The following is a 24,140-nucleotide window of genomic DNA, read 5'->3' as shown; positions in this document are numbered from 1 at the left end:
ATTTAGCAAAGGTCTCTAGGTAAATGTACACACCAAGGTTTTCTGTGTTAATTTCCACATTTTTGTTATAATAATTGTTAGCATTAGTAATCTAATATTTTGCAAAAAAATAATATAACTAAGGAAAGCAAGATGACAAATACACATTGCTCAGAATTCAAAAAATCATCTGAATTTATACATAAATGGCTTGGTAAGCAGGCAGCAACTGGGGAGGAGTCTATTACAGACTGGCTTCTTTTTACCTTGTCGGACTTTCCACAGTCAAAGTTGAAGTATATAAAATTTACACGGAAGCAGGAGGGTTGCACTACAGGAGCAGATTGGGAGTGGTGGGTAATAGGTAATAAATTTTCTATTGGCATGAGAATACAAGCAAAGAAAATTATAGAGGGTGAGGATAAGGGTAATTATAAGCGTTTAGCTTATGAAAATAAACATGGGCGGCAAATTGAAAAGTTAATTCAAGATGCAAAAGCAAATAATTTTATACCATTCTATGCATTATATTGTGCACCCACAAAAACTCAAAAAGTAATTTGCCCAAAATCAGCAAAGAAACAAGGTGTGTTCATTGCATCGGCTCAAGTTCTTTTTGACAGCTATATTAAAAATGGAAAAACCAAAGTGGAGGCTGATGATATATTGTCAAAATCAAAACCATTGCACTGTATGGCGTGTTGTTTAATACATGAAGGAAAGCCATCAGTTCTGTCATTCTATGAATATATAAAGTTTTATTACAATAAGGACAGTGACACTGAAGAACTGGGTAAGTATGAAACCAATAATATCCCTCCGTATGTGACTCGTTTCTTGGAGAGTGGGCATTTTAAAACTCAAGAATATAAAGAGAGTTTTAAAGATGAACTTAAAGAGTTTAATTCACTGGTTGTTTTAGATCTTCGAGATGAATAATGGTGTTGATTAAATTGTATATGATTTGCCATACAGTCAAGCAATTGAGGCGATTAGATTTGAATAGGTTGCTTTCGATCCTAGTCTTTGTTTCGGAATACATGCAACCGCCATAGACAGAGGTTTGCAACCCATCCTTTTTTTGAAAGCATAAAGCAAATAAAATCCAATAGAATTAAAAATTATCATCACTGTAATTGCACCCAAAATATGCGTGTATGTTGTGGTTGAGTTTTTAATGAAATAAGGGTAATAAATAATGTTTTTAGCGGGATGGAAAGAGGGGAATTACAAGCCATTTCTGGATTTTAGTTTATTTTTATAAACAAAATTATCGTCTAAATTTAGGCGTTTGATTAACACAATATTTTTATTGATAATAGCGTTATTTAGAAAAATAAATTGAGGTATAATTAAATTCTTTAGTGTCTATATAGGCCTGATTAATCAAGGGTTTATCTTACCAACTTAGCAGTTTTTTAAATCTAGTTCTACTCTTTGTTGAATGGCATTTCTGTAAAAGTAAAGATTGATTTTTAAGTGTTTGCGTTTCTTTGTAAGAAGAGTTTATGCGTTAAAAATGATCTTGATTTGTTTTAAAAAAATATAACAATTTGGAGAATACAATGAAAGCAAAACATGATAAAACTAAGGAAGAGGATGTCGTTAGTCACTCAACTCTGCAATTAACAAAACTGTCTATGGAGCATGTAGGTAATGGTACCAATGTTGGTGACACCGTTACCTTGGTTATCAACTTTGATGGGGCAGTTGAAGGACTAACCTCTAGTCTTACAGATAGCATTTTTACTGTTGGCGGTGTAGCGGTTGACGCTGTTTGGCGTGGTATTGATGGTGAAAATTCTAGAACATTAACTTACACGGTTGCACCGGGTGACAATGGTGCTTTAGTAGTGAATGGAACACCCCTCACAAACGCTTTAATGGCTGGTATTACTGATACAGAAGGTCATGCATTTTTTGCCGAATATCCTTTTGCAAGCATGGTTAATCATTCAGTCATTAGCACTGTCAGCAATGACCTGGAATTCACAAAACTGCGTATGGAGCATACAGGCGAGGGCACCAGTATTGGCGACATTGTTACCTTGACTATTGACTTTAATGAAGCAGTTAAAGGGCTAACCTCTAGTCATGCAGATAACATTTTTACTGTTGGCGGTGTAGCGGTTGACGCTGTTTGGAGTGGTATTGATGGCGGAAATTCTAGAACATTGACTTATACGGTTGCATCGGGCGACAATGGTATTCTAGCAGTGAACGGAACCTCTCTTACAGATGCTTTAATGGCTGGTGTTACCGATACAGAAGGTAATGCATTTTTTAGCCAATATCCTTTTGCAGACATGGCTAATTATTCAACAATTAACACTGTTAGTGACGACCTAAGATTCACAAAACTGCGTATGGAGCATACAGGCGAGGGTACCAGTGTTGGCGACATTGTTACCTTGACTATTGACTTTAATGAAGCAGTTAAAGGGCTAACCTCTAGTCATGCAGATAACATTTTTACTGTTGGCGGTGTAGCGGTTGACGCTGTTTGGAGTGGTATTGATGGCGGAAATTCTAGAACATTGACTTATACGGTTGCATCGGGCGACAATGGTATTCTAGCAGTGAACGGAACCTCTCTCACAGATGCTTTAATGGCTGGTGTTACCGATACAGAAGGTAATACATTTTTTAGCCAATATCCTTTTGCAGACATGGCTAATTATTCAACAATTAACACTGCTGATAATGACCTGCAATTAACAAAACTGTCTATGGAGCGTACAGGTGATGACCTCCATACTGGTGATACTGTTATCGTGGTTATTGGCTTTAATGAAGCAGTTAAAGGTTTAACCTCTGGTCTTACAGATAGCATTTTTACTGTTGGCGGTGTAGCGGTTGACGCTGTTTGGCGTGGTATTGATGGTGAAAATTCTAGAACATTAACTTACACGGTTGCACCGGGTGACAATGGTGCTTTAGTAGTGAATGGAACACCTCTCACAAACGCTTTAATGGCTGGTATTACTGATACAGAAGGTCATGCATTTTTTACCCAATATCCTTTTGCAAGCATGGTTAATTATTCAACAATTGATACTAGCAAGAGTCATGAAAAAAATAGTGACCATACGGCTCCCATTGACAAGGTTGATGCTGACCTTATTAATCATATATTTATGGGAAAACCCGATTATTTCAATATAGAGCCAGAGGCTTACTCCCATCATTTTATAGGGTCAGGGGCTTACTCCCATTATTTTATAGAGCCAGGGGCTTACTCCCATCATTTTTTCGATAATGTGGAGTCGCTTTCTCTAAATGCCTTTGGTGTGTTGTAGGGGCTGTTTTTCGCAAGTAAAATGAAGGGTGTTTTCAAATAAACAGGAGATTTTTACAACCCTAATAGCATAGTTGATACTGTTAATATTTGGGTGATTGCAAGCACCATATTATTTATTTTGAAATAGCATAAAGCCACCTTTTGGGGTGGTTTTTTTTCGTCCACATATAGTCAAATATTTGCTTAAATGCCTAAAGCATAAGATGTTAATTGACTTATGTCATGTTCCCCATTCTCACCCCAAGTATTAAGCACTATATTATTCATTTTATTTTTGAAAATGATAGCAGTCTTCAACTGTGCATTTAGTCACCAACTGTATAAATATGAACGGATTAGAAAGATTCATATTTTCAACTTTCTTAGATCTTACTAGGCTAGGTGGATTTATATCACTTTTAAAAATAAAATGATATAAATTGGAAGCTGTCAGTATAATTAATCAGCGGGTGCACCTGCACCTCCTTTGCCTAAATTACCCCAAGTCGTCATTGAGCCATCGGTTTTAATGGCGGCAAAGGCATCTTCAGTTGAATAAATATTGATATAACCATTGTCAGTGGGCGCACTTTTAGCGCCAGCAGGTGCATCAATCCAATTCCAACCCCAGCCTGTGATTGAGCCACCAATTTTAAGGGCGGCAAAGGTGCCATAAGTTGAAAAAATCTTGGTGTAGCCTTTGTCTTCAGGTGCGCCTTTTCCTCCATAATTTAGATTCCCCCATGCCGTGATTGAGCCATCGGACTTAATAGCAGCAAAAGCATATCTGGTTGAATAAATTTTGGTGTAACCACTGCCTTCAGGTGCGCCTTTGCCTCCATAATTTGGATGCCCCCAGGCTGTGATTGAGCCATCAGCCTTAAGAGCGGCAAAGGCGGCATCATTTGAGTAAATCTCGGTATAACCGTTGTCACTAGGTGCGCCCTTGCCTCCAGCACCTAAGCCACCCCAAGCGGTAATTGAGCCGTCGGCTTTAATAGCGGCAAAGCTACTAGTGGTTGAATAAATTCTGATGTAACCAGTGTCGTGGCCACTAGGCGCAGACTTGTTTCCTCCCCCTAAGTTACCCCAAGTTGCGATTGAGCCATTGATTCTAAGGGCGGCAAAACCAAAAACATTTGAATATATTTTGGTGTAGCCACTGTCGGTGGGTGCGTGCCCACCTCCAGAGTCTGTGTCACCCCAGGCCGTGATTGTGCCATTAGCTTTAAGGGCGGCAAAGGCGAAGTTGGAAGAAGAAATGTCGGTATAACCACTATCGGTGGGCGGTGCATTTTCATATTCTTGGTTTGATTTACCCCAAACTTTGATTGTACCATCAACTTTAAGGGCGGCAAAGGCACCATAAGTTGAGAAAATTTTGGTGTAACTCTTGCCCTTAGGTGCGCCCTCACCTCCATGAGTTGGTTCACCCCAAGCTGTAATTGAACCATCAGCTTTAAGGGCAGCAAAGGCTTTGGCGGTTGAATAAATTTTAGCATAACCACCATCAGTGGGTGCACCTCGACCTCCTACATTTGGGCGACCCCAAGCTGTAATTGAACCATCAGCTTTAAGAACAGCAAAGGCACCTTTATTAGGGCGAAATGGCGCATTAGAAATTCCGCCAAAATCATTACCAGCACTAGAATAATCTACTTCAGGAAAACGCCAATTTTCTATTGTCTCACTACAAAGATCGCCACCCATAACCTGAACTTCTGCTAGAGATAGAAAGTTCTTGTCAAGTAGTTGAATTTTAACATATCGACCTTGTCTACCTCGTTTGTTTAATTTAATGATTTGCTTGGGGTCAGGTGCAGTATGAAAGTCTTGTTGATAAGAGTTAATGCTAAAGTCTTCTTTAGTAGAAATACTAACTTGGTAGTTGCTTAGTCTGCTCGAACAACAATCGGTGCGGTTGTAGATGATGATTTGATTAATGTTTTGTTCACTGCCTAAATCAACTTGCCACCAAGCGCCTTGTTCATTGTTAGTGTGGGTGATACTGTTGTCACTCCAGTTACCGTCAGTATTACCGTCAACTGCATTTTCGGCCTGACCATGTGCAGAGAAGTGTTGGCTAGATTGAGTAGCATGTTTGCCGTAGGCTAAATCAATACCAGCGTGAACTGTAGCAGCAATGAGAGACATTGTTAGTAACACAATGCGACTGAGGTTTTTGTTGATAAGCATTAAGTTCATCGTGTTTTCCTTATTTAACTGACAACTTTATAATAGTGTATTATTGAGTTTTTGTCAAGTGTTTTAAATTTGACGGACATTGGATATGAATCGCAACTTCCACTCATTTTGTAATTTTTTATACAGCCCGTCTTGTCAGATCTAAAGCGAGGACTGCTGGGTGTTGCTGGAAAAAATGTCAAATAGATAAAAAAGTGGACTCTTGATGATTGTTTATCTTGAATTCAACATTATAAGTACAAAGGTTTCATTGTATTATGCATTTTATTTTTTACAAATGGCGATACAGACTTTTTTTAACTTTTTTGTTGTCACACAACAAAAAAAACCAAGTAAAAAACCAAGTAAAAAAAACTTGGGTTGTTTGCTGAAGTTAAAAAATATTGTTTTATTTTTAATCCGTCAATCTAAAAACATATAGAATGTTAATCAGGTAATTTAACCTTATAACCCCAAACCGTAATTGAGCCATCGGCTTTAACGGCGGTAAAGGCACTAAAATTTGAATAAATCTTGGTATAACCTCTATCTTCAGGTGCACCTCGACCTCCATGAGTTGCTTGACCCCAAACCCTGATTGAGCCATTAGCCTTAAGGGCGGCAAAGGCACTAAAATTTGAATAAATCTTGGTGTAACCGCTATCTTTAGGTGCACCCCTACCACCATCGGGTCTGCTACCCCAAGCTGAGATTGAGCCATCGGTTTTAATAGCGGCAAAAGAATTGTAAGTTGAATAAATCTTGGTATAACCGCTATCTTTAGGTGCATTATTACCGCCAAAGATTTTTTTACCCCAAGCTGAGATTGAGCCATCGGTTTTAAGGGCGGCAAATGCTCGATTATTTGAATAAATCTCGGTATAGCCATCGTCAGTAGGTGCGTTTGTGCCTCCAGCATCTGAGTCGCCCCAAGTTACGATTGAACTGTCAGCTTTAAGGGCAGCAAAAGCGCTATTAGTTGAGTAAATCTTAACATAATCATTGCCTTTAGGTGCTCCTTCACCCCCTTTCTCTGGGTCGCCCCAAGCCGTGATTGAGCCATCAGCTTTAAGGGCAGCAAAGGCGTACGCATTTGAATAAATCTTGGTATAGTTCTTGTCATCAGGTGCTTTTATGCCTCCATGATATGGACTACCCCAAGCCGTGATTGAACCATCAGCTTTAAGGGCAGCAAAAGCGCCATAATTTGAATAGATCCTGATGTAGTTCTTGTCGGTGGGTGCATTTTTACCTCCAATCCTTGTGTCGCCCCAAGTCGTGATTGAACCATCAGTTTTAAGGGCAGCAAAAGCGTCATGAGTTGAATAGATCTTGGTATAGCCATTATCAGTGGGTGCCCTTTTTCTTACATAAGTTCTGTCACCCCAATCCGTGATTGAACCATCAGCTTTAAGAGCGGCAAAAGCATTGGCAGCCGAATAAATCTTAATATAACCGTTGTCCTTAGGTGCGCGCTTATTTGCTGTACTACCCCAGATTTTGGTTGAACCCCAAGTCATGATTGAACCATCAGCTTTAAGGGCGGCAAAGGCGCCACTACTGGGGTAATTTGGTGCATTCCAACGCCCACCAAAATCATTATAAACATTAGAGTAATTTGTTTCAGCAATACGCCAATTTTCTGCTTTTGCACTACAAAATTTACCTCCCATTACTTGGACTTCTGATAGGGATAGAAAGTTCTCGTCAAGTAGTTGAATTTTAACATATCGACCTTGTTTTCCTTGTGCGCCAAATTCAATGGTTTGTTTGGGGCCAGGCGTAACATGAAAGTCTTGTTGGTAAGTGATCATACTAAAGTCTTTTTTGGTAGAAACACTGACTTGGTAGTTTTTTAGTCTGTCCGAGCAACAATCGGTACGGTTGTAGATGATGATTTGCTTGATATTTTGTTCATTGCCCAAATCAACTTTCCACCAGGCACCTTGTTCTTTTTTGGTGACAGTGATATTGTTCCGCCAGTGTTTACCCTCGGTTCTGCCGTTAACTGCATTTGTGGCATGGTACGATGTGGCAGAATAGTCGCTGGATTGAGTAGCATGTTTGCCGAAGGCCAAATTATTGTAGTTTGAATCCTTGTCAGCGTGGGCTGTAACGGTGATGAGGGATGATATTAATAGCAAAGTACGACTGAAATTTTTGTTGATAGACATTAAGTTCATTGTGTTTTCCTTTTTTAACTGACAACTTTATATTAATGTATTACTGATATTTTGTCAAGTGTCTTAAGTTTGCCAGATATTGTTCAATAAGTTATGTTGGATTGGTGCAGATGAAAGGTAAAGATTTTTTTATTGAGACTGTGTATTTTTTTGCAAAGTTTTTTTAGTAAACAATCTAAGTGTGTTTGTTGAAATTAGAACATTTTTTAATGCAAGAGTCTCTCAATTTAGGTTTTATATTGTCAATAAACCCCTTAAAATAACATTTAGACGAGCAACTGCTTCTTTTAAAAATACGAGTAAACCACAATCTTTGTAAAATTATGGAAATTATTAGCGATATAAATGTCATGGAAAAGTGGCGAAACGAGGGCGAGAAGGTTGCCTTTGTGCCAACGATGGGAGGATTGCACCAAGGGCATTTGTCGTTGATTGATTTGGCGAGGGAGAATGCGGATAGGGTGGTAGTGAGTATTTTTGTGAATCCGACACAGTTTGGTGAAAATGAGGATTTTGCTGATTATCCACGCACGCTAGATAGTGATTTGAAATTACTGGAAAAACATCAAGTAGATTGTGCATTTGTCCCTAATGTTGAGGTGATTTATCCTGATAAAGTGGTTTTTACTCGGGCTGGGTTTGAGGAAAAGCGCTACTTGTTTGAAACTTTGTGTGGCAAAACGCGTCCGCATTTTTTTTACGGAGTATTGCAGGTGGTGCGTCGTTTGTTTGAAATTGTGCGTCCTGATGTTGCTGTATTCGGGCAAAAAGATTATCAGCAATTGCAAATTATTAAGCGGTTTACTTCGGGCGTTAAGGTGATTACAGGGGTAATTGTAAGGGAAGAAGACGGCTTGGCAATGAGTACGCGTAATCAGTATTTGAATATGGACGAGCGCTTGATTGCACCAAATTTGTATAAAATTCTGCGTCAATTGCAACGGGGGGAATTGGGTATAAAATCCGCTACCGAGCAATTGCAATCTGACTTTGAATTGGATTATTTGGCAATGTTGGATGCAAATACACTTAAACAAATTACTGATAATACGAGTAAAATTGCGATATTATGTGCGGTGTTTTTAGGATCAACGCGTTTGCTTGACAATATAATTTTTACCAAATAATTTACCAAGGATTACTATGTTTAACATTACTGACGAAGCTGAAACTTATGTGGCTGATTTATTCACACAACAAGGTGAAGAGGATTTGGGGCTCAAGGTTGATATCGAAAAAGCGGGTACACCTGCCGCCGCTGTTACCTTTAACTTTTGTTATTCTAAAGACTTGAGCAAGGCTTATTCTAAATTTGAATACAAGGGTTTTATTGCCTTTATTGATGAAGCCAATTTTGACTATTTAAAAGATTCTGAAGTGGCACTTAAAGAAGAAGGGTCAAGTAAAAAACTCACTATTACCGCACCAAATGCCAAGGGTGAAGTGCCAAAAGACGATGCACCGCTTGAAGAAAGAATCAAATATACTATTGCCGCTGAAGTCAATCCACAACTTGCTTCGCACGGCGGTTTTGTTGATTTGGTAGAAATTACCAAGGATATGGATGTTATTTTAAATTTTGGTGGTGGCTGCCAAGGTTGCTCATCAGTTAAGATAACACTTAAAAATGGCGTAGAAGCGCAACTCAAAGCCCTTTATCCTGAAATCAAAAATATTTTAGATGTAACGGATCATACGCAGAAAGAAAACGCTTATATGTAGCGTTTTTGTGCGAATGAATGAATTTTCTTTAATTGAAAAATATTTTACTTGGAAAAATTCCGATTTAGACGGACTTGGTGTCGGGGATGATTGCGCTTTGGTTTCCGTTAGTAGTCAGCAACAGCTTGCCATTACTGTCGATACCTTAATTGAAGGGGTACATTTTCCAATAGACACCACGCCACAAGATATTGCCTATAAAGCCTTGGCGGTTAATTTAAGTGATTTGGCAGCCATGGGCGCAACACCTTGGTATTTTTCGTTGGCACTTACTTTGCCGAGTATTGATGAGCAATGGCTTAAAGGCTTTTCCCAATCATTAAAAGCGCTTGCCCAGCAACACAATATTTATTTGATTGGTGGCGATACTACCAAAGGGGCGTTGAGTATTACCATTAATGCCACAGGAATGTTGAGAAAAAATCAAGCCTTGTTGCGCTCAGGTGCAAAGGTGGGCGACAATGTATTTGTTTCCAATACACTTGGCGACGCCGCACTAGCATGGTGGCAAATTCAAAAACAACAAATTCCATCAACATCCTTATTGGCGCAATTCAACTGCCCACAACCACAAGTAAAATTAGGGCAGGCTTTGTTGGGCATTGCAAATAGTTGTATTGATATTTCCGATGGACTGGAACAAGACTTATCACATATTTTGACACATTCAAAGGTGGGTGCCAGCATTGATATAAATGCCTTGCCATTATCAGCAGAGGTGACTGTACATATTGCCAATACACAAGATTGGTGTGTAGCATTGGCAGGGGGTGATGATTATGAATTGTGCTTTACTGCACCAAAAACACAAATGGACGCCATTCAGCTCATTGCAGAAAAATTGCACATCGTTATCACCAAGATTGGCATTATTACCGAGGAACGGGGGTTAGAAATAAAAGGATTAGAGGGGGGGTGCCAGTCTTATCAGCATTTTTAAAAGCAATACTTGAGACCTTTGCATAAATATGGATTCTTGATGATTATGCATATTTATGCAAAGGTCTCACTTTTTAAAAAAAATGTATAAAAATCCAGCAGTTACCCCTTCTAAAGCTCTTTATGTGGCTTTAAATTTCTTTTCTTTCGGCAATAGTTTTGCAATCTATGCACTCATCTGCTGTTGGACGAGCTTCTAAGCGCATCAGAGAGATTTCGGCGCCACAAGTCCTGCAATAGCCATAATCACCTAACTCAATAATATGTAGTGTTTTTTCGATTTTACTAATGAGTTTTCTTTCACGGTCTCGCGTTCTTAATTCAAGCGAAAACTCCTCTTCAAGTGTCGCTCTGTCGTTGATATCAGCCACTTTTGAGGAGTCTTCTTGAATGTGGGTAATGGTTGTTTCGGCATCACTGATTAACTGTTCTTTCCAGGCGTTGAGTTTGATCTTAAAGTGTTCAATTTGTGCGTTACTCATAAACTCTTCATTTTTTTTAGATTGATAGTTGGGAATATTTTGAAAATAAGGTTCTGACATAGTATTTTTTTGTTTTTAATGAAAAAAATAACCTTTTTACCTAAACTGCCTTAAAATAGCAATTTTTATTTATTGTTTTTTTTTAAAAATGTCATTAAAAGCACTTATTTTTGATGTCGATGGAACACTGGCAAATACCGAGCGTGATGGGCATTTAATTGCTTTTAATCTTGCTTTTGAAACGCTAGGGCTTGATTGGCACTGGTCAAACGAACTTTATCAACAATTACTAGATGTAACGGGCGGTCAATTACGCATCAAGCATTATATAAAAACGCACAAGCCTGAGTTTGCGTGTGATGATATTGATGTATTTGCCAAAGAAACACATGCGCTAAAAACCAAAATCTATGTGCGTCTTGTAGATGCAGGCGATATTCCTTTAAGAACCGGTGTAGTGCGTTTATTTAATGAGGCGCGTGAAGCGGGGCTGAGATTGGCAATTGCTACCACCACCACGCCTGCGAATGTTGATGCGTTGATTGTTAATACTTTAGGGCGTGAGGCTTTGGATTGGTTTGAGGTGATTGGCGCAGGTAATGTGGTGTCAAACCTTAAGCCTGCAGGGGATATTTATCATTGGGTATTGGCAAAAATGAATTTAGAGGCTAATGAATGTATTGTTTTCGAAGATTCATACAATGGCATTGTTGCCGCAACAGATGCCAATTTAAAAACATTGGTTACTGTGAATGAATATACCAAGTCGCACAGTTTTGATAATGCAATGGTTGTTCTTAATAATCTAGGTGAGCCGAATAAGCCTTTTACTATTATAGAAGGTGATGACACTGATGCTACCTATGTAAGTGTTGATTATTTAAAGGAGTTGCATGAAGAATATTGTTGATTTGGTTAATTCAACACGCGTTTATAATGTTATTAGCCCAACACCATTGAGTTTGGCGTATCAGTTAAGCGAACGCAATAAAAACAAGGTTCACTTAAAGCGTGAAGACAAGTTAGCGATTCATGCTTTTAAGTTAAGAGGCGCTTATCAAAAAATATCCAGTTTGTCAGCTGAACAGGCAGCCAAAGGCGTGATTGCTTCCAGTGCAGGTAATCATGCGCAAGGTGTGGCAATGTCTGCAACCAAACTTGGTATTAAATCAGTCATTGTTATGCCATTTTCCACCCCTAAAATTAAAATTAATGCCGTCAAGCAATTAGGTGGCAAGGTAATTTTGCATGGTGATGTGTATGATGATGCGTATCAATATGCCAAGCAATTGGAACAAGAGCAAAACTTGGTGTTTATCCATCCGTATGATGATATCGAAGTGATGGCAGGTCAAGCAACTATTGCCAAAGAGTTGTTAGAGCAATTGCCCAATATGGACAAGGTATTTATCCCTGTAGGCGGTGGCGGTTTGATTGCAGGTATGGCGACTTATCTCAAACATTATGCCCCTAATATTAAAGTGATTGGCGTTGAACCAAGCGACTCACCAACCCTTTACCAAGCACTCAAAACTGGAGAACGCATTATCTTGTCTGAAGTGGGGCGTTTTGCTGATGGTGTAGCGGTTAAGCAAATTGGTGAAAAAACCTATCCAATTGCTAAAGAAGTGGTGGACGATGTTATATTGGTAAGTAACGATGAAATTTGCGCAGCGATTAAAGACATTTATGAGGATGTGCGCTCTATTGCGGAGCCATCTGGTGCCTTAGCCACTGCAGGGCTTAAAAAGTATGTAGCGCAGAATAACATTGAAAACGAAAACTTGATTGCTATTGTGTCAGGGGCAAATGTTAATTTTGACCGTTTGCGTTATATTGCAGAGCGTGCTGATTTAGGTGAACATAGTGAGGCTATTATTGCTGCAACTATTCCCGAACAACCGGGCAGTTTTTTAAAATTTTGTCAATTACTTGACCAGCATGCAATTACCGAATTTAATTATCGTTATACGCCTTCTAATCAAGCGCGTATTTTTGTGGGTGTGGCACTGAGCAAAGGGCTAAGCGAAAAAGAGGCGTTGTTAAGCAAACTTGCCAAATCGTTTGATGTATTAGACATGAGTAACAATTCAATTGCAAAGACCCACATTCGTTATATGGTGGGAGGCCGTGCAGAAACCAGCCATGAAGTTTTGTATCGTTTTGAATTTCCTGAACGCCCCGGTGCTTTGTTGAATTTTTTAAAAAAAATCGGTAGCAAATGGAACATCTCTTTGTTCCACTATCGCAATCATGGTGCTGATTTTGGCCGTGTGTTAATCGGATTACAAGTGGATGATATTGCAGCTATAGAGCGTAGTTTTGACGAACTCGGCTACTTTTATCAAAATGAAACCAACAACAAAGCCTATCAATATTTCCTTTAGGGTATTTGACCCACAATATATAGATGCTGTTTTAGCGATAGAACGACTTGCTTATAAAACGCCTTGGAGTGAGGTGCAATTTATTCAGAGTTTGAGTAATTCGAATATTTTGGCGCATTTAATCCTGCAAGATAATCAAATAGTGGGCTACAGCATTGCTTTGCACACATTAGAGTTTACTGATTTGCTTAATATATGTATTCACCCTACATATCAACACCAAGGCTTGGGCGCTCAACTATTTAATCACTTGTTAGATACATCGGATATTAAGGAGGTGTTTATAGAAGTGCGTATAACCAATTATAACGCCTTGTTGTTTTACAAGAAATTGGGGTTCAAAGTGATTAACATTCGTAAAAAATATTATTCAGATGGTGAAGATGCTAAAATACTGCGTTTCCTAATAAGTAATTAATAATAAAAAATGACTCAAAAGCGTATCCACATGCCAGTTAATGGCGAAAAAATCACCTTTAAAAACGGCGTCATTCAAGTGCCAGATCAACCAATTGTTACCTATATTGAGGGTGATGGCATTGGTAGTGATGTTTCTCCAGTGATGAAAAAAGTCATTGATGCGATTGTAGATAAAGCTTATGATGGAAAAAAAGAAATTCAATGGATGGATATTTACGCCGGCGAAAAAGCCAACGATATTTATGGTGAATATTTGCCACAAGAAACGCTTGATGCCATTAAAGAGTTTACCCTTTCTATTAAAGGCCCACTTACCACGCCAGTAGGGGGCGGTATGCGCTCACTTAATGTTGCCATTCGTCAAGAACTGGATTTGTTTATTTGTCAGCGACCAGTACAATATTTTGTTGGTACGCCTTCGCCTGTTAAAGCGCCTGAAAAAGTTGATATGGTTATTTTTAGAGAAAATTCTGAAGATATTTATGCGGGGATTGAATACCAAGCAGGTGGCGACAAGGTAAAAAAAGTTATTGATTTTTTACAAAATGAAATGGGTGTTACTAAAATTCGCTTCCCTCAAACTTCCAGCATTGGCATTAAGCCTGTTTCCCAAGAGGGCACAGCGCGTTTAGTTCGTGCCGCCATTCAATATGCCATTGACAACGACAAGGATTCCGTTACTTTGGTGCATAAAGGTAATATTATGAAGTTCACTGAGGGTGGGTTTAGAGATTGGGGGTATCAACTTGCACAAGATGAATTTGGCGCCAAAACCATTGATAACGGCCCTTGGTGTCAATTTACCAATCCCAACACAGGCACCATTATCACGATTAAAGATGTGATCGCTGATGCTTTTTTGCAGCAAATACTATTGCGCCCAGAGGAATACTCAGTGATTGCCACCCTTAATTTAAATGGCGATTATATTTCAGATGCCTTAGCCGCACAAGTGGGCGGTATTGGCATTGCACCGGGCGCTAACTTATCTGATACCACAGCAGTATTTGAAGCCACACACGGCACCGCACCAAAATATGCAGGACAAGATAAAGTCAATCCAGGCTCCATTATTCTTTCAGCAGAAATGATGTTGCGTTATATGGGTTGGACTGAAGCGGCAGATATGGTGCTAACGGCAATGTCAACGGTTATTCAAAATAAAACCGTCACTTATGATTTAGAAAGACTGATGCAAGACGCAACTTTGTTGTCTTGCTCTGAGTTCGGCGATGCAATGATTGATTCTCTGCCATAACTGAAAAAAATGAATCGTTGGTAAAAAAATCCATCTCTTTGTAGATGGATTTTTTTTATTTGCAAAGAAGTCTTTGTGGATAATCATTAAGAATTTACCTTTTATCTTTGAAAGTCTCTGCATTAGACATGGGCGTTGAATAAAATTTGGTCTTTAGTTGATATTTGTGCCTAATGTAGGAGACTTCCCTTGGGGTAAGATTTTTTGCCGAATTGGCAAAAAAATGAATTTTTCTAACTGTCCATATTGACGCAAAAATTTCATTTTATCTAGTTTTTTATTTACATAATATTTTTTTCATGGGGTTTTAATGCTGATACAAAAGGGTTTATTGGATTCCATATTACTATGTATTAGAATATAATTGACTTCTAATATAGTTTGAGTATAATACGCACCTATCAAGACAAAAGCTTGACGGAAAACACAACAATAATGGTGTGTTAAAAAAAATTAGGAAATATTATGAAAAAAATTATCGCAATCGCTACTATCGTAGTAGCCACATCAGCTTCAGCTGGTTTTTTCAACAATGGCAACAATGGTAATAATTACAACGGTTCCAATAACTGGGGTCCTTTTGATGGCGGTTCTAATTGGGGTCCTATGAATGGCGGTTCTAACTGGGGTCCTGTAAATGGCGGCAACAATTGGGGTCCTTTCAATGGCGGCTCTAACGCTGGTCCTTTTAACGGTTCTAATAACTGGGGTCCTTTCAAAGGCGGCAACAACTGGTTAAACGATACTGATTTTGGACTTAAGTTCAATACCAAGAATAAAAATGACGCTAAAGCTTCTGGTTCTGCTGATGCTAAAGGCACAGGCGTTGCAGATATGACCGCTAAAGGTCAAGCTGATGCGTACGCTAAAGGTCAAGCTGATGCTTTTGCTAAAGCACAAGCAGACGCTTATGCTAAAGGTTATGCAGATGCAACCGCTAAAGCACAGTCTTTAAATGCTAAATAATTAGTCAGTATTACTGATTAATTTTAGTACAATAAAAAAACCACCTTATGGGTGGTTTTTTTTATGTCTGATATATTGATCCATTTGACTTTTAATCATTTTTTGATTACAATTGAATCTGTAGATATTGATATTTTTGTCAATATCTTAATTACAATACGGAGAGTATAAGATGAAAACATTAGTAAAAGCAATCGCAATTGCAACTACAATTGCAGCAACATCAGCATCAGCTGGTTTCTTTGGCAATGGCAATGGTAATGATAACTGGGGCGGCAACAATTGGGGTCCTATGAATGGCGGTAACAATTGGGGGCCTATGAGTGGTGGCAACAATTGGGGTCCTTTTAATGGTGGTTCTAACGCTGGCCCATTCAGTGGCGGTAACAATTGGGGTCCTTTTAACGGCGGCTCTAACGCTGGCCCATTTAACGGCGGATCAAATTGGGGTCCATTCAACGGTGCTAACAACTGGATGAATGACACAGATTTTGGACTTAAATTCGATACCAAAAATAAAAACGACGCTAGCGGTTCTGGTACTGCCGATGGTAAAGGCTCTGGCTCTTATGATGCTTTCGCCAAAGGTCAAGCTGATGGCTTCGCCAAAGGTCAAGCAGACGCTTTTGCCAAAGGCCAAGCAGACGCTTATGCTAAAGGCTATGCAGATGCTATGGCTAAAGGTGGTATTAACAACAACAACAACCGTTAACTACCGCTAGAAAACAATAAAAAAAGGACGCATTTTTGCGTCCTTTTTTTTATTGTTTAATTTAGTGAAAATAATTGATTATAAGCGTCAGTTGTCGTTATAATATCTCACTTAATTCCTCGATAGCTCAGTTGGTAGAGCAATGGACTGTTAATCCATTTGTCGCTGGTTCGAGCCCAGCTCGAGGAGCCAAACTCATAAATTATAGTTAAAAAGCTTTTTAATTATAATTTATATTCTCGCTTAATTTGTACGATTTTTTAATTAATTTAAAAAATGTATGATAAAAATGCGAAAAAAATCAATATTTAAAGAGAACTGTAATGACCTTGCGGGTTTCTTTTCGTCTATTGAAATCGTTGTTACCAAAGCAAAGTTCCCCTCACCTGCAATTAGTTACACTTATCCGCAATTAGTTACACTTTGTATCGAAAACAGCAAACACGCTCAATTAAAAAATCTTGTTGTGGCAACATTTAAAAAAATTAGTTACACTTCATCCGCAATTAGTTACACTTCACCCACAATTAGTTACACCTATCCGAAATTAGTTACACTTCATCCACAATTAGTTACACTTTTTCCCGTAATTAGTTACACTTCATCCGTAATTAGTTGCACTTGTTGCTCTATAGGTGCTACTTTAAAGGCAAAAACAGTGCCAATCCTTAAACTACTAAAATTCTTTATAAAACTAGTATTAAAGTTCAAAGGAAGGCAATATGCAAGATAACGCACTGATCTTAGAAAAACAAGAAAGAGCAATTGATGCGCTTGCTCGTAACAACAATATTATCAAATCTTTATTTCATTATGACAAACCGATTAGTTTTTTAATAATCGCTTTAGCAATTCAAAAAATCAAAATTGGTGCACATAAAGAAGGCTTGGTAATCATATCAAGATTAGAAATTAAAAGTTTAATCAAAGGAAATGATTTAAAAATTGGTATCAATAATTTAATTGATTTAATTAGAAAAGACTTAGAAAAACACAACTTTTTCAATCTTTATAGTCCAAATTCAGGATTGCAAGATATTAGACAAGGGTTGATTCAAAAAACAGCATTAACAAAAGATTTGTTTAAAGATTTAATAGTTCACTTTGATGTAAATATGTTTGATGTCTTTAAATCTGAAAAAAATTACACCATTCAATCACTTAATCAACTAAGGGGCTGCAATGGAAATCAAGTAACTGTGATTTACTCGTTAACACAACCTTATGCCAAACAAAATTCACCTGATTTTAATATCAGTATTTCAGATTTAAGACTTTATCTAAGGGTTGTTGATACCGCATATATAGTGCCAAGAACACTGACAATGAGAATTAAACAAATATGCCTGCAAGTCACGAAAAAAACCGATATAAATCTTATGGTAATGCCAATCAAAAAAAACGGTACAACTGGCACAACTGTTGGATATCAGTTTCATTCTGAATTTAAAAAACAAAAAAACAACACTCAAAATATTAAAAATACAAAAGTTATTGAAGGGAATAAGTTAAATATTCGCCAGCAGTTAACTGAGTGGGGTGTGAGTAAGGAGCAAATTAACACTTGGTTGAACAATCTAAGCAAAAAAACAATGAATAACGCAATTACCCAAACACTCAATCGACCAAAAAATAAAAAATCTAATGCTGGTGGATATATCTACAAAATATTGGGAAGCGGCAAACAGCCTCAATTACAAGTGCAAATTAAAGCAAACGAAGTGGCGAACTGTCTCAAAAGTTTTGGACTAAGCAACGAAAACATTGAAAGAGCACAAGATAAACTCAAGAATTACAATGGCGTACTTTTGGCTTTAGCAAATAAATGTTTAAGAGCATTGGCAAATGAAGAAATTAACGATAACAATGTTTATCAGTTCTTCATGGATGAAGTTGAAAAAATCGAAACCGACCTAGTGGATAAATAAAAGATGAAAAATTTCATAATTTCATACGCTTTAACCCTCAATATCTTGGTTGTTGCAAACACCAGTTTTGCCAATAGCCCATCAAGTTTTAATAATGCAAAAAAACTAATGTATCGAAAAATTTATTACGACAACCAAAAAACATTTTACTGTGGTTGTGATTATTCAAATCGCAAGGTTGATCTAAACAGTTGCGGATACCAAGTGCGTAAAAACAAATCTCGGGCTTCCCGAACTGAAGCTGAGCATATTGTGCCTGCGTACTGGTTGGCACAACTTACACCACTTGGTCGTTCTTGTTGGTTAGAAGGCACAAAGCGCAAAGGCACGAATGGTCGTAAATACTGTTTAAAAACCAATAAAACTTTCAAACAGGCTTATAACGACTTAATGAATTTAGTGCCATCTATTGGCGAAGTAAATGGCGACAGATCAAATTATCAATTTGGATTGGTATCAGGCGAAATAAGGAACTATGGCGCTTGCGATATTGAAATTAATATTAGTGGCGCAAGAAATTTAAGAAAAGTAGAGCCAGCACCCAGTGTGCGTGGCGATATCGCTCGTATTTATTTTTATATGTTTAAAAAATATGGACTTAACTTGTCAATGCAAACAAAAAAGTTAATGAATGCTTGGCATCAATTAGATCCAATTGATGATTGGGAAAGTGTGCGCCTTAAGCGGATTGAAATAATACAAGGTAAATAACGAGCAAAAAAATTTATGGAAATTTTAATTTTAATTATCGGCTTGTCTTTATTTTCTAATGATTTGGAAAACAAAGAAACGGATGTCAATTTACAAACCCAAAAAAATTTAAAAAAAAGTACGAATTGCCAAAAAATAAGATTTGAAATTGTTAATAAAAATGGTGTTTGGATAATAATGCCAATTGGAGTTAACAAAAAACAAAAAATGATAAAAATACAGAGAAGCCCATCGAAGTTTATTATCTTGCCTGATGGTTCAAAAATTGAGAAAGGAATTTAAACATGGAAATTGGAAGTCATTACTGGATAACAATACGCTGCATCGACCCATTTACTTTAATTCAGTATATTCATCAAACAAAGGCTGAATTGGTTGATTGTTTTTTTAGCAGTCTTCATTTTTGGTTTGATGACGCATATGGGCAAGAGTGTTTTTTTCCTACCAAGGAAGTGATTAGTATTCAAAAAATAAGGAGATAAGTATGGCAAATAACATAAAAAAAATATTTAGCAGTGTGCTATTAGCACTATGTCTGTCAAGTGAAGTGGTAAGCACTCAAGATATTGATAAGGGCGCTCAAAAAATAGCTGCTGAACAATTGAAAGCAACATTCAATCAAACAACATTTACCAATTTTGAGCCCGCACCAATTGATGGCTGGTATCAGGCCGAAATAAGCAATCAAGTTGTTTATTTTAGCCATAAGCAAGAGTTAATGTTTTTCGGTGAAGTTTATACCAAAAACGGCGTTTCTTTATCAGAACAAACACGCATAAAGTGGCAGTCAAAAAGAACGGACAATCTTGATGTAAGCGCTGCGCTTTCTATTGGTAACGGTTTAATTGAAATTATTGAATTTACCGATACTGATTGCCCGTTTTGTTTACGATTTAACAAGTGGATAACAACAAAAAATAACGATTATAAAAGTAAATATGGCAAAGATCTTTTTACTCGTAAGTTAGTTTTAACACCGATTGACCAATTACATCCAAACGCACATAAAGAATCTGTGCATATCATTTGTCAAAATCCTGATAAATGGGAGGTCACAATAACCAAAACATTAGAATCAAAAATTTCTTATGCAGACATGGACTCTTGCCAAAAGGGCAAAGATACATTGGTACAACATAGAAAAATTGCTAAAGAATTTGGCGTATCCGCCACCCCAACTTTAATAATTGCTGGACAAGTCATACAGGGGTTTAATCAGCAAAAACTAGAGGCTATCGTAAAACAACAACTTACTAAATTGGAGAATAAATAAGATGAAAAAACCAGAATTAATTGATGAAATAGCACAAATTGCAACTAACAAACTTTGGTTATTTTATGGTTAGAAATCGTGTGTCACGCACGGGTTGCAATCCGAAAAATGGTGCCACAATTGAAATCGCTGCCACAATGGTGGCCGCTTTTAAAGCAAGAAAAGCGTTAAAAAGACGCTGTTAATAACAAATAATATCAGGAGATATGAAAATGAAAACTTTACAAAAAACAAAACAATTTTTAAATAAAAATCAAGGAAATATCGCATTAGGATTAACTTTAATGCTTATTGGAACTGATGCAAGTGCATGGGCAACTCCAGCATCAGGAACTTTCTTCTTTAAAGCCTATGATATGGTGATAAATGACTTCTTAAAGGGTGCACCTGGCTACATAGCAGGTGGATCATTACTTGTTGGTGGCATTATCACTGGAGCCCAGGGAGATTATAGACACGCTATCCCTATGGGGGTTGGCGGTGGGCTGCTTGCTAGTGCGGATACTATTATTACCAGCGTAGGCATTACTATTGGATTAATATAAAAATGAGATATACAAATGAATTAAACAAGGCGCACAAGATTTTTGGCTTAGACCTAAATAGTTTTCTGTTTGTTTTTTCAATGTATGGCATCGTGGTAATGACAACACTGTATTCGTTATTCATTTGTGTGCCTTTATTTTTTATCTTTTTAATGGAAGAGAAAAAAGCCAACAGAGGATTTGTTCGTCACGCCTTATACGCTCTTGGCGTTGACAAGGCAGAAGGTTATCCTCCCATTAATATTACTTTGTTTCACCAATAAAAATATAATGAACATAGCACACCTAAGAAAAATTCAAGCAAAACTTAGCGATGAAAAATCATTACTGAGGTTTGTCCTAATTATCGTAATTATCATTAGTATGATAAATTATGTTTCAATACAAAGCATTAAAAACAATGAGCGTAACATCATTGTTCCGCTGAACCAATCTTCACAATTTTGGATTAGCGCCAACGAAGCCAGCGAATTATATTTAACCAATCTTGGCTTGTATATTGTTCAGCTTTGGCAGAATCGCACTCCAGCAAATACTGAGCAAAATTTTGCTAAATTGTTGGAACTGGTCAATGCTCAGAACTACCCGGCTATAAAAAAGTCGTTAAAAGAAAAGGCAAATCTTATAAAGCGTTACAACCGCAATTCTTATAGTTTCAGAAAAACGAAAGCACAGATTAACACCAAAACAAAAAAAATTATTATTACTGGCGTCAGGTCTCGTTGGACCAAGGATGGCAAGAAACCATCAGAAAAACTCAGACTTGCAATTGACTATCAAATCAATAACGCAACTTTTTCAGTTACATCACTTATAGAGGAAAAATTATGAAGTTAAAACTATTTGCAATGTCTTTATTCTTACTTTGCACTAACGCTTATACGGTCAATATAATGCCAGAAGTTAGAACAACCGTGTCAGTAAGTCAAGCAGATATTAATCGTATTAGTTGTGAAAGTGGGTTAATTAGTAGTATTGATTATGCCTCTAATACAGGCTTAACACATAAAACACATAAAAATAAAAAGAATGTTGTGATACTGTTTAAGCAATTGGATGATGGTCGCACACGAAAAATCATTAATGCAAAGATTAACATGCTGATTGGTTGTGGTAACGAATATTATCCTTTGATTTTAGATCCTCAAAAAATCGACTCTCAATCTATATTTTTGCAAACTTCTAGCCTTGAGTCTGAGGCTCGCAAAAATAATCAAGAAAACACAGTTAAGACACACGAGGAGGTGTTAATTGATTTAATCAAGTCTTCTCGTAAAAAAATCTCTGGTGTGATGAAAAATCAACCCAGCGTCTATTTTGATAATTTACAAGTAAAACTACTTAATAAACAGAATATCTATGGCACCAATTATCAAGTAAATAAGTTTGTGGTAATTGGCAATAATGTGACTTTAATTGAAAAGCAATTTCTAAATACACAGTTAAGCAAGTATCCAATTGTTGCCATTTCATTAGATGATTTTCACCTTAATAATGATAAAAATTGGACATATCTTTATTTGATTGTTGAAAATTGGGGAGCACAATAATGAATAAATTTAAAGAAAAGTATAAGAAGTTAGAAAAAACAACACAACTAAGAATCAAACAGGCAATCATTGTAATTGCTGTTGTGATTGTATTGTTGTTGTCTTACGCCAATAAGACGAAAGAAAAAGAACAGAAAGTTGCGCGAGAAAACACAAAAAAAGACTTTGTTATTAATACAGATTCGGCATTATTTGAAGATGATATTAGTGATGCGCTAGATGAAAAATTAAGAGAATCTCAAGAAATTATAAAGCAACAAACTAAAGATATTGAGCAACTTAAAGAGTTGTTCCTTTTGCAGACACAGGATAATCAACAAGCAAATAGCAAAGAAAAAGAAGTCGAAACTAAAAAATCAATCCAAAGCTTTCCGCCTATTTCTGGAATGAATAATGATTATTCACAGAATACAGATTTACTAATACAACCACGGTGGATTGGTGGCATCGTGCATGAAGAATATGAAGCAGAAGAAGAAATAGCCAAAAGTAAACAAGATTCTCAAAAAAAAAGAATAATCAAACTTCCTCCGAGTTTCATGAAGGGCTTCCTGCTTACTGGTATGGACGCAATGACAATAGAAGGTAGTAACGACACCCCAGAGCCGATGATGATTCGTGTTCAAGCGCCTGCCATGCTGCCAAATGATGTTAAAGCGAACTTAAAAGGTTGCTTTGTGGTGGCCGAAGGTTATGGAAATCTGGCAACACATCGTGTGGATGCTAGACTCAGGAGTTTAAGTTGCATTAACTTGAGGGGCAATAGTGTTATATTCGAGAAAATTAAAGGATATGTCCAAGATGGCGATGGTAAGCGGGGCATTAAAGGTGTTCCTGTACATAGAGCCGGTGCATTAATAGCAAGAAGTATGATAGCAGGAGCGTTTGAGGGTATTGGCAATGCAATTACGGGTTCTGCGCAAACTACTAGCATTTCCGCCCTAGGTAACACTAATAGCACTCCGAGTAGTAATTTATCAAAAGCTGCTTTAGGTGGCGGTATTTCCGCAGGTGCCAAAGATGTAAGGTCATTGTTTCTGCAATTAGCCAAACAGTCATCACCCATTATAGAGATTGGCGCTGCAAAGAAAATATCAGTAGTTATAACCGAACTTGTCGAACTAAAAATACAGGAACTTTAATCATGAAAATAAAATTATTAACAATGTTATTAATCACGGTAATCACTCAGGGTTGTTCAATTATGCCGTATCAAGAAGAATCTTCTTGTAAATTTAATGGATTGGGCAAATGTTTGCCAATTGATAAAGCCTACAAAGAGGCGGTTACAGATGTTGATCAAGGTGGTATTTTTGTAAATGGAAAAATACGAAATACTAAAATTAATGCAGTTAATGATAAGAGGGCTATTGATGTTAATAATGGTAAGTCACAAAATCAACTAATTTATCAAAAAACACAAAATTTAGTAAATCCAATAGAAGTGCCATTGTTAAAACCTGCGATAGTGCATAGAGTCTTTATTAATTCATACAAGTCAGCAGACTCAAAAATATGGCATGAGGCGACAAATGTTTACTATATTGAGCAACAACCACAATGGGCGCTTGACCTTGTGGAAAAACATAAGGAAACACAAGGTTCCTTCAACTTATTTTGA

At 37.3% G+C, this 24,140-nt stretch carries 27 protein-coding genes and 1 tRNA gene; 25 read left to right on the top strand and 3 right to left on the bottom strand.

Annotated features, from left to right (window positions below; translation table 11 throughout):
- The first annotated feature begins 132 nt into the window (after nucleotides 1–132).
- Both MS2017_RS07000 and MS2017_RS06995 read left to right on the top strand, forming a co-directional pair.
- Nucleotides 133–918 (top strand): DUF6615 family protein, encoded by a 786-nt coding sequence (locus MS2017_RS07000; RefSeq protein ID WP_122951743.1) that lies wholly within the window; start codon nucleotides 133–135, stop codon nucleotides 916–918.
- Between the two features lie 626 nt (nucleotides 919–1,544).
- Nucleotides 1,545–3,278: an autotransporter outer membrane beta-barrel domain-containing protein gene (locus MS2017_RS06995; RefSeq protein WP_122951742.1), complete on the top strand. Its 1,734-nt coding sequence runs from the start codon at nucleotides 1,545–1,547 to the stop codon at nucleotides 3,276–3,278.
- A gap of 440 nt (nucleotides 3,279–3,718) precedes the next feature.
- On the opposite strand, the gene MS2017_RS06990 is transcribed toward MS2017_RS06995, so the two are convergent.
- Both MS2017_RS06990 and MS2017_RS06980 read right to left on the bottom strand, forming a co-directional pair.
- A complete protein-coding gene (locus MS2017_RS06990) occupies nucleotides 3,719–5,464 on the bottom strand; it encodes a galactose-binding domain-containing protein (RefSeq protein WP_122951741.1) in 1,746 nt (581 codons plus the stop codon).
- Between the two features lie 425 nt (nucleotides 5,465–5,889).
- On the bottom strand, nucleotides 5,890–7,626 hold the full coding sequence (locus MS2017_RS06980) for a galactose-binding domain-containing protein (protein ID WP_071565395.1): 1,737 nt from the start codon (nucleotides 7,624–7,626) through the stop codon (nucleotides 5,890–5,892).
- 323 nt (nucleotides 7,627–7,949) lie between these two features.
- On the opposite strand from MS2017_RS06980, the gene panC reads away from it, so the two are divergent.
- The 3 genes from panC to thiL are packed head-to-tail and all read left to right on the top strand — an operon-like array spanning nucleotide 7,950 to nucleotide 10,288.
- The gene (gene panC, locus MS2017_RS06975) at nucleotides 7,950–8,753 is read left to right on the top strand and encodes a pantoate--beta-alanine ligase (protein WP_122951739.1); all 804 of its coding nucleotides are present in this window, start codon (nucleotides 7,950–7,952) and stop codon (nucleotides 8,751–8,753) included.
- A 16-nt stretch (nucleotides 8,754–8,769) separates the two neighbouring features.
- Nucleotides 8,770–9,348 (top strand): NfuA family Fe-S biogenesis protein, encoded by a 579-nt coding sequence (locus MS2017_RS06970; protein WP_071565393.1) that lies wholly within the window; start codon nucleotides 8,770–8,772, stop codon nucleotides 9,346–9,348.
- A 13-nt stretch (nucleotides 9,349–9,361) separates the two neighbouring features.
- Nucleotides 9,362–10,288, top strand: coding sequence for a thiamine-phosphate kinase (gene thiL, locus MS2017_RS06965; protein ID WP_122951738.1), 927 nt, complete (start codon nucleotides 9,362–9,364; stop codon nucleotides 10,286–10,288).
- A gap of 130 nt (nucleotides 10,289–10,418) precedes the next feature.
- Here thiL and dksA read toward each other — a convergent pair whose 3' ends face one another.
- Entirely contained in the window at nucleotides 10,419–10,829 is a 411-nt protein-coding gene (gene dksA / locus MS2017_RS06960) for an RNA polymerase-binding protein DksA (RefSeq protein ID WP_071563433.1), read from the bottom strand.
- Between the two features lie 88 nt (nucleotides 10,830–10,917).
- Here dksA and MS2017_RS06955 point away from each other — a divergent pair, with 88 nt between their 5' ends.
- The 20 genes from MS2017_RS06955 to MS2017_RS06860 all read left to right on the top strand — a co-directional run bounded on the left by MS2017_RS06955 (nucleotide 10,918) and on the right by MS2017_RS06860 (nucleotide 24,140).
- Complete coding sequence (locus MS2017_RS06955; RefSeq protein ID WP_122951737.1) at nucleotides 10,918–11,679, top strand: HAD-IA family hydrolase; 762 nt, start codon at nucleotides 10,918–10,920, stop codon at nucleotides 11,677–11,679.
- Nucleotides 11,663–13,156 carry a threonine ammonia-lyase, biosynthetic gene (ilvA, locus tag MS2017_RS06950; RefSeq protein WP_071563435.1) on the top strand — a complete coding sequence of 498 codons (1,494 nt, stop codon included), beginning with the start codon at nucleotides 11,663–11,665 and terminating at the stop codon, nucleotides 13,154–13,156. Before MS2017_RS06955 ends, ilvA begins: the two co-directional genes overlap by 17 nt.
- Complete coding sequence (rimI, locus tag MS2017_RS06945) at nucleotides 13,119–13,574, top strand: ribosomal protein S18-alanine N-acetyltransferase (RefSeq protein ID WP_084032261.1); 456 nt, start codon at nucleotides 13,119–13,121, stop codon at nucleotides 13,572–13,574. The genes ilvA and rimI overlap by 38 nt, the downstream gene beginning before the upstream one ends.
- A gap of 9 nt (nucleotides 13,575–13,583) precedes the next feature.
- Nucleotides 13,584–14,834 carry an NADP-dependent isocitrate dehydrogenase gene (gene icd / locus MS2017_RS06940; RefSeq protein ID WP_071563436.1) on the top strand — a complete coding sequence of 417 codons (1,251 nt, stop codon included), beginning with the start codon at nucleotides 13,584–13,586 and terminating at the stop codon, nucleotides 14,832–14,834.
- 465 nt (nucleotides 14,835–15,299) lie between these two features.
- Nucleotides 15,300–15,800, top strand: a complete 501-nt coding sequence (locus tag MS2017_RS06935) for a hypothetical protein (RefSeq protein ID WP_071563437.1) — start codon at nucleotides 15,300–15,302, stop codon at nucleotides 15,798–15,800.
- Between the two features lie 172 nt (nucleotides 15,801–15,972).
- Nucleotides 15,973–16,512 (top strand): hypothetical protein, encoded by a 540-nt coding sequence (locus MS2017_RS06930; RefSeq protein ID WP_122951736.1) that lies wholly within the window; start codon nucleotides 15,973–15,975, stop codon nucleotides 16,510–16,512.
- A 116-nt stretch (nucleotides 16,513–16,628) separates the two neighbouring features.
- Nucleotides 16,629–16,704, top strand: a tRNA-Asn gene (locus MS2017_RS06925).
- A 97-nt stretch (nucleotides 16,705–16,801) separates the two neighbouring features.
- Complete coding sequence (locus MS2017_RS06920) at nucleotides 16,802–17,245, top strand: hypothetical protein (RefSeq protein ID WP_122951735.1); 444 nt, start codon at nucleotides 16,802–16,804, stop codon at nucleotides 17,243–17,245.
- A complete protein-coding gene (locus MS2017_RS06915) occupies nucleotides 17,235–18,440 on the top strand; it encodes a hypothetical protein (protein WP_071564098.1) in 1,206 nt (401 codons plus the stop codon). The genes MS2017_RS06920 and MS2017_RS06915 overlap by 11 nt, the downstream gene beginning before the upstream one ends.
- Before the next feature lie 3 nt (nucleotides 18,441–18,443).
- Nucleotides 18,444–19,151 (top strand): endonuclease, encoded by a 708-nt coding sequence (locus MS2017_RS06910; protein WP_122951734.1) that lies wholly within the window; start codon nucleotides 18,444–18,446, stop codon nucleotides 19,149–19,151.
- Nucleotides 19,152–19,166: 15 nt separating this feature from the next.
- Nucleotides 19,167–19,433 (top strand): hypothetical protein, encoded by a 267-nt coding sequence (locus tag MS2017_RS06905; RefSeq protein ID WP_122951733.1) that lies wholly within the window; start codon nucleotides 19,167–19,169, stop codon nucleotides 19,431–19,433.
- A 2-nt stretch (nucleotides 19,434–19,435) separates the two neighbouring features.
- Complete coding sequence (locus MS2017_RS06900; RefSeq protein ID WP_122951732.1) at nucleotides 19,436–19,633, top strand: hypothetical protein; 198 nt, start codon at nucleotides 19,436–19,438, stop codon at nucleotides 19,631–19,633.
- Nucleotides 19,634–19,635: 2 nt separating this feature from the next.
- Complete coding sequence (locus tag MS2017_RS06895; RefSeq protein ID WP_122951731.1) at nucleotides 19,636–20,424, top strand: disulfide isomerase DsbC N-terminal domain-containing protein; 789 nt, start codon at nucleotides 19,636–19,638, stop codon at nucleotides 20,422–20,424.
- Nucleotides 20,425–20,462: 38 nt separating this feature from the next.
- The gene (locus tag MS2017_RS06890; protein ID WP_420886037.1) at nucleotides 20,463–20,609 is read left to right on the top strand and encodes an HU family DNA-binding protein; all 147 of its coding nucleotides are present in this window, start codon (nucleotides 20,463–20,465) and stop codon (nucleotides 20,607–20,609) included.
- 27 nt (nucleotides 20,610–20,636) lie between these two features.
- Nucleotides 20,637–20,969 (top strand): hypothetical protein, encoded by a 333-nt coding sequence (locus MS2017_RS06885; protein WP_122951729.1) that lies wholly within the window; start codon nucleotides 20,637–20,639, stop codon nucleotides 20,967–20,969.
- A gap of 2 nt (nucleotides 20,970–20,971) precedes the next feature.
- Nucleotides 20,972–21,232 carry a hypothetical protein gene (locus MS2017_RS06880; protein ID WP_122951728.1) on the top strand — a complete coding sequence of 87 codons (261 nt, stop codon included), beginning with the start codon at nucleotides 20,972–20,974 and terminating at the stop codon, nucleotides 21,230–21,232.
- A 7-nt stretch (nucleotides 21,233–21,239) separates the two neighbouring features.
- A complete protein-coding gene (locus tag MS2017_RS06875) occupies nucleotides 21,240–21,800 on the top strand; it encodes a TraE/TraK family type IV conjugative transfer system protein (RefSeq protein WP_071563299.1) in 561 nt (186 codons plus the stop codon).
- Entirely contained in the window at nucleotides 21,797–22,519 is a 723-nt protein-coding gene (locus MS2017_RS06870) for a TraK domain-containing protein (protein ID WP_071563300.1), read from the top strand. Before MS2017_RS06875 ends, MS2017_RS06870 begins: the two co-directional genes overlap by 4 nt.
- Nucleotides 22,519–23,661: a TraB/VirB10 family protein gene (locus tag MS2017_RS06865; protein WP_122951727.1), complete on the top strand. Its 1,143-nt coding sequence runs from the start codon at nucleotides 22,519–22,521 to the stop codon at nucleotides 23,659–23,661. The genes MS2017_RS06870 and MS2017_RS06865 overlap by 1 nt, the downstream gene beginning before the upstream one ends.
- 2 nt (nucleotides 23,662–23,663) lie before the next feature.
- The gene (locus tag MS2017_RS06860) at nucleotides 23,664–24,140 is read left to right on the top strand and encodes a TraV family lipoprotein (RefSeq protein ID WP_071563302.1); all 477 of its coding nucleotides are present in this window, start codon (nucleotides 23,664–23,666) and stop codon (nucleotides 24,138–24,140) included.

Origin of the sequence: Bathymodiolus thermophilus thioautotrophic gill symbiont (genome assembly GCF_003711265.1) — a bacterium.
GTDB lineage: Bacteria > Pseudomonadota > Gammaproteobacteria > PS1 > Pseudothioglobaceae > Thiodubiliella.
The sequence above is the reverse complement of the archived record's forward strand: the minus strand, read 5'-3'. Positions and strand labels throughout refer to the sequence as shown.

Excerpts from the sequence above, each read along its gene's own strand:
- MS2017_RS07000 (WP_122951743.1), top strand. The coding sequence starts at position 133 with ATGACAAATACACATTGCTCAGAATTCAAAAAATCATCTGAATTTATA.
- MS2017_RS06995 (WP_122951742.1), top strand. The coding sequence starts at position 1,545 with ATGAAAGCAAAACATGATAAAACTAAGGAAGAGGATGTCGTTAGTCAC.
- MS2017_RS06990 (WP_122951741.1), bottom strand. The coding sequence starts at position 5,464 with ATGAACTTAATGCTTATCAACAAAAACCTCAGTCGCATTGTGTTACTA.
- MS2017_RS06980 (WP_071565395.1), bottom strand. The coding sequence starts at position 7,626 with ATGAACTTAATGTCTATCAACAAAAATTTCAGTCGTACTTTGCTATTA.
- panC (WP_122951739.1), top strand. The coding sequence starts at position 7,950 with ATGGAAATTATTAGCGATATAAATGTCATGGAAAAGTGGCGAAACGAG.
- MS2017_RS06970 (WP_071565393.1), top strand. The coding sequence starts at position 8,770 with ATGTTTAACATTACTGACGAAGCTGAAACTTATGTGGCTGATTTATTC.
- thiL (WP_122951738.1), top strand. The coding sequence starts at position 9,362 with ATGAATGAATTTTCTTTAATTGAAAAATATTTTACTTGGAAAAATTCC.
- dksA (WP_071563433.1), bottom strand. The coding sequence starts at position 10,829 with ATGTCAGAACCTTATTTTCAAAATATTCCCAACTATCAATCTAAAAAA.
- MS2017_RS06955 (WP_122951737.1), top strand. The coding sequence starts at position 10,918 with ATGTCATTAAAAGCACTTATTTTTGATGTCGATGGAACACTGGCAAAT.
- ilvA (WP_071563435.1), top strand. The coding sequence starts at position 11,663 with ATGAAGAATATTGTTGATTTGGTTAATTCAACACGCGTTTATAATGTT.
- rimI (WP_084032261.1), top strand. The coding sequence starts at position 13,119 with ATGAAACCAACAACAAAGCCTATCAATATTTCCTTTAGGGTATTTGAC.
- icd (WP_071563436.1), top strand. The coding sequence starts at position 13,584 with ATGACTCAAAAGCGTATCCACATGCCAGTTAATGGCGAAAAAATCACC.
- MS2017_RS06935 (WP_071563437.1), top strand. The coding sequence starts at position 15,300 with ATGAAAAAAATTATCGCAATCGCTACTATCGTAGTAGCCACATCAGCT.
- MS2017_RS06930 (WP_122951736.1), top strand. The coding sequence starts at position 15,973 with ATGAAAACATTAGTAAAAGCAATCGCAATTGCAACTACAATTGCAGCA.
- MS2017_RS06920 (WP_122951735.1), top strand. The coding sequence starts at position 16,802 with ATGCGAAAAAAATCAATATTTAAAGAGAACTGTAATGACCTTGCGGGT.
- MS2017_RS06915 (WP_071564098.1), top strand. The coding sequence starts at position 17,235 with ATGCAAGATAACGCACTGATCTTAGAAAAACAAGAAAGAGCAATTGAT.
- MS2017_RS06910 (WP_122951734.1), top strand. The coding sequence starts at position 18,444 with ATGAAAAATTTCATAATTTCATACGCTTTAACCCTCAATATCTTGGTT.
- MS2017_RS06905 (WP_122951733.1), top strand. The coding sequence starts at position 19,167 with ATGGAAATTTTAATTTTAATTATCGGCTTGTCTTTATTTTCTAATGAT.
- MS2017_RS06900 (WP_122951732.1), top strand. The coding sequence starts at position 19,436 with ATGGAAATTGGAAGTCATTACTGGATAACAATACGCTGCATCGACCCA.
- MS2017_RS06895 (WP_122951731.1), top strand. The coding sequence starts at position 19,636 with ATGGCAAATAACATAAAAAAAATATTTAGCAGTGTGCTATTAGCACTA.
- MS2017_RS06885 (WP_122951729.1), top strand. The coding sequence starts at position 20,637 with ATGAAAACTTTACAAAAAACAAAACAATTTTTAAATAAAAATCAAGGA.
- MS2017_RS06880 (WP_122951728.1), top strand. The coding sequence starts at position 20,972 with ATGAGATATACAAATGAATTAAACAAGGCGCACAAGATTTTTGGCTTA.
- MS2017_RS06875 (WP_071563299.1), top strand. The coding sequence starts at position 21,240 with ATGAACATAGCACACCTAAGAAAAATTCAAGCAAAACTTAGCGATGAA.
- MS2017_RS06870 (WP_071563300.1), top strand. The coding sequence starts at position 21,797 with ATGAAGTTAAAACTATTTGCAATGTCTTTATTCTTACTTTGCACTAAC.
- MS2017_RS06865 (WP_122951727.1), top strand. The coding sequence starts at position 22,519 with ATGAATAAATTTAAAGAAAAGTATAAGAAGTTAGAAAAAACAACACAA.
- MS2017_RS06860 (WP_071563302.1), top strand. The coding sequence starts at position 23,664 with ATGAAAATAAAATTATTAACAATGTTATTAATCACGGTAATCACTCAG.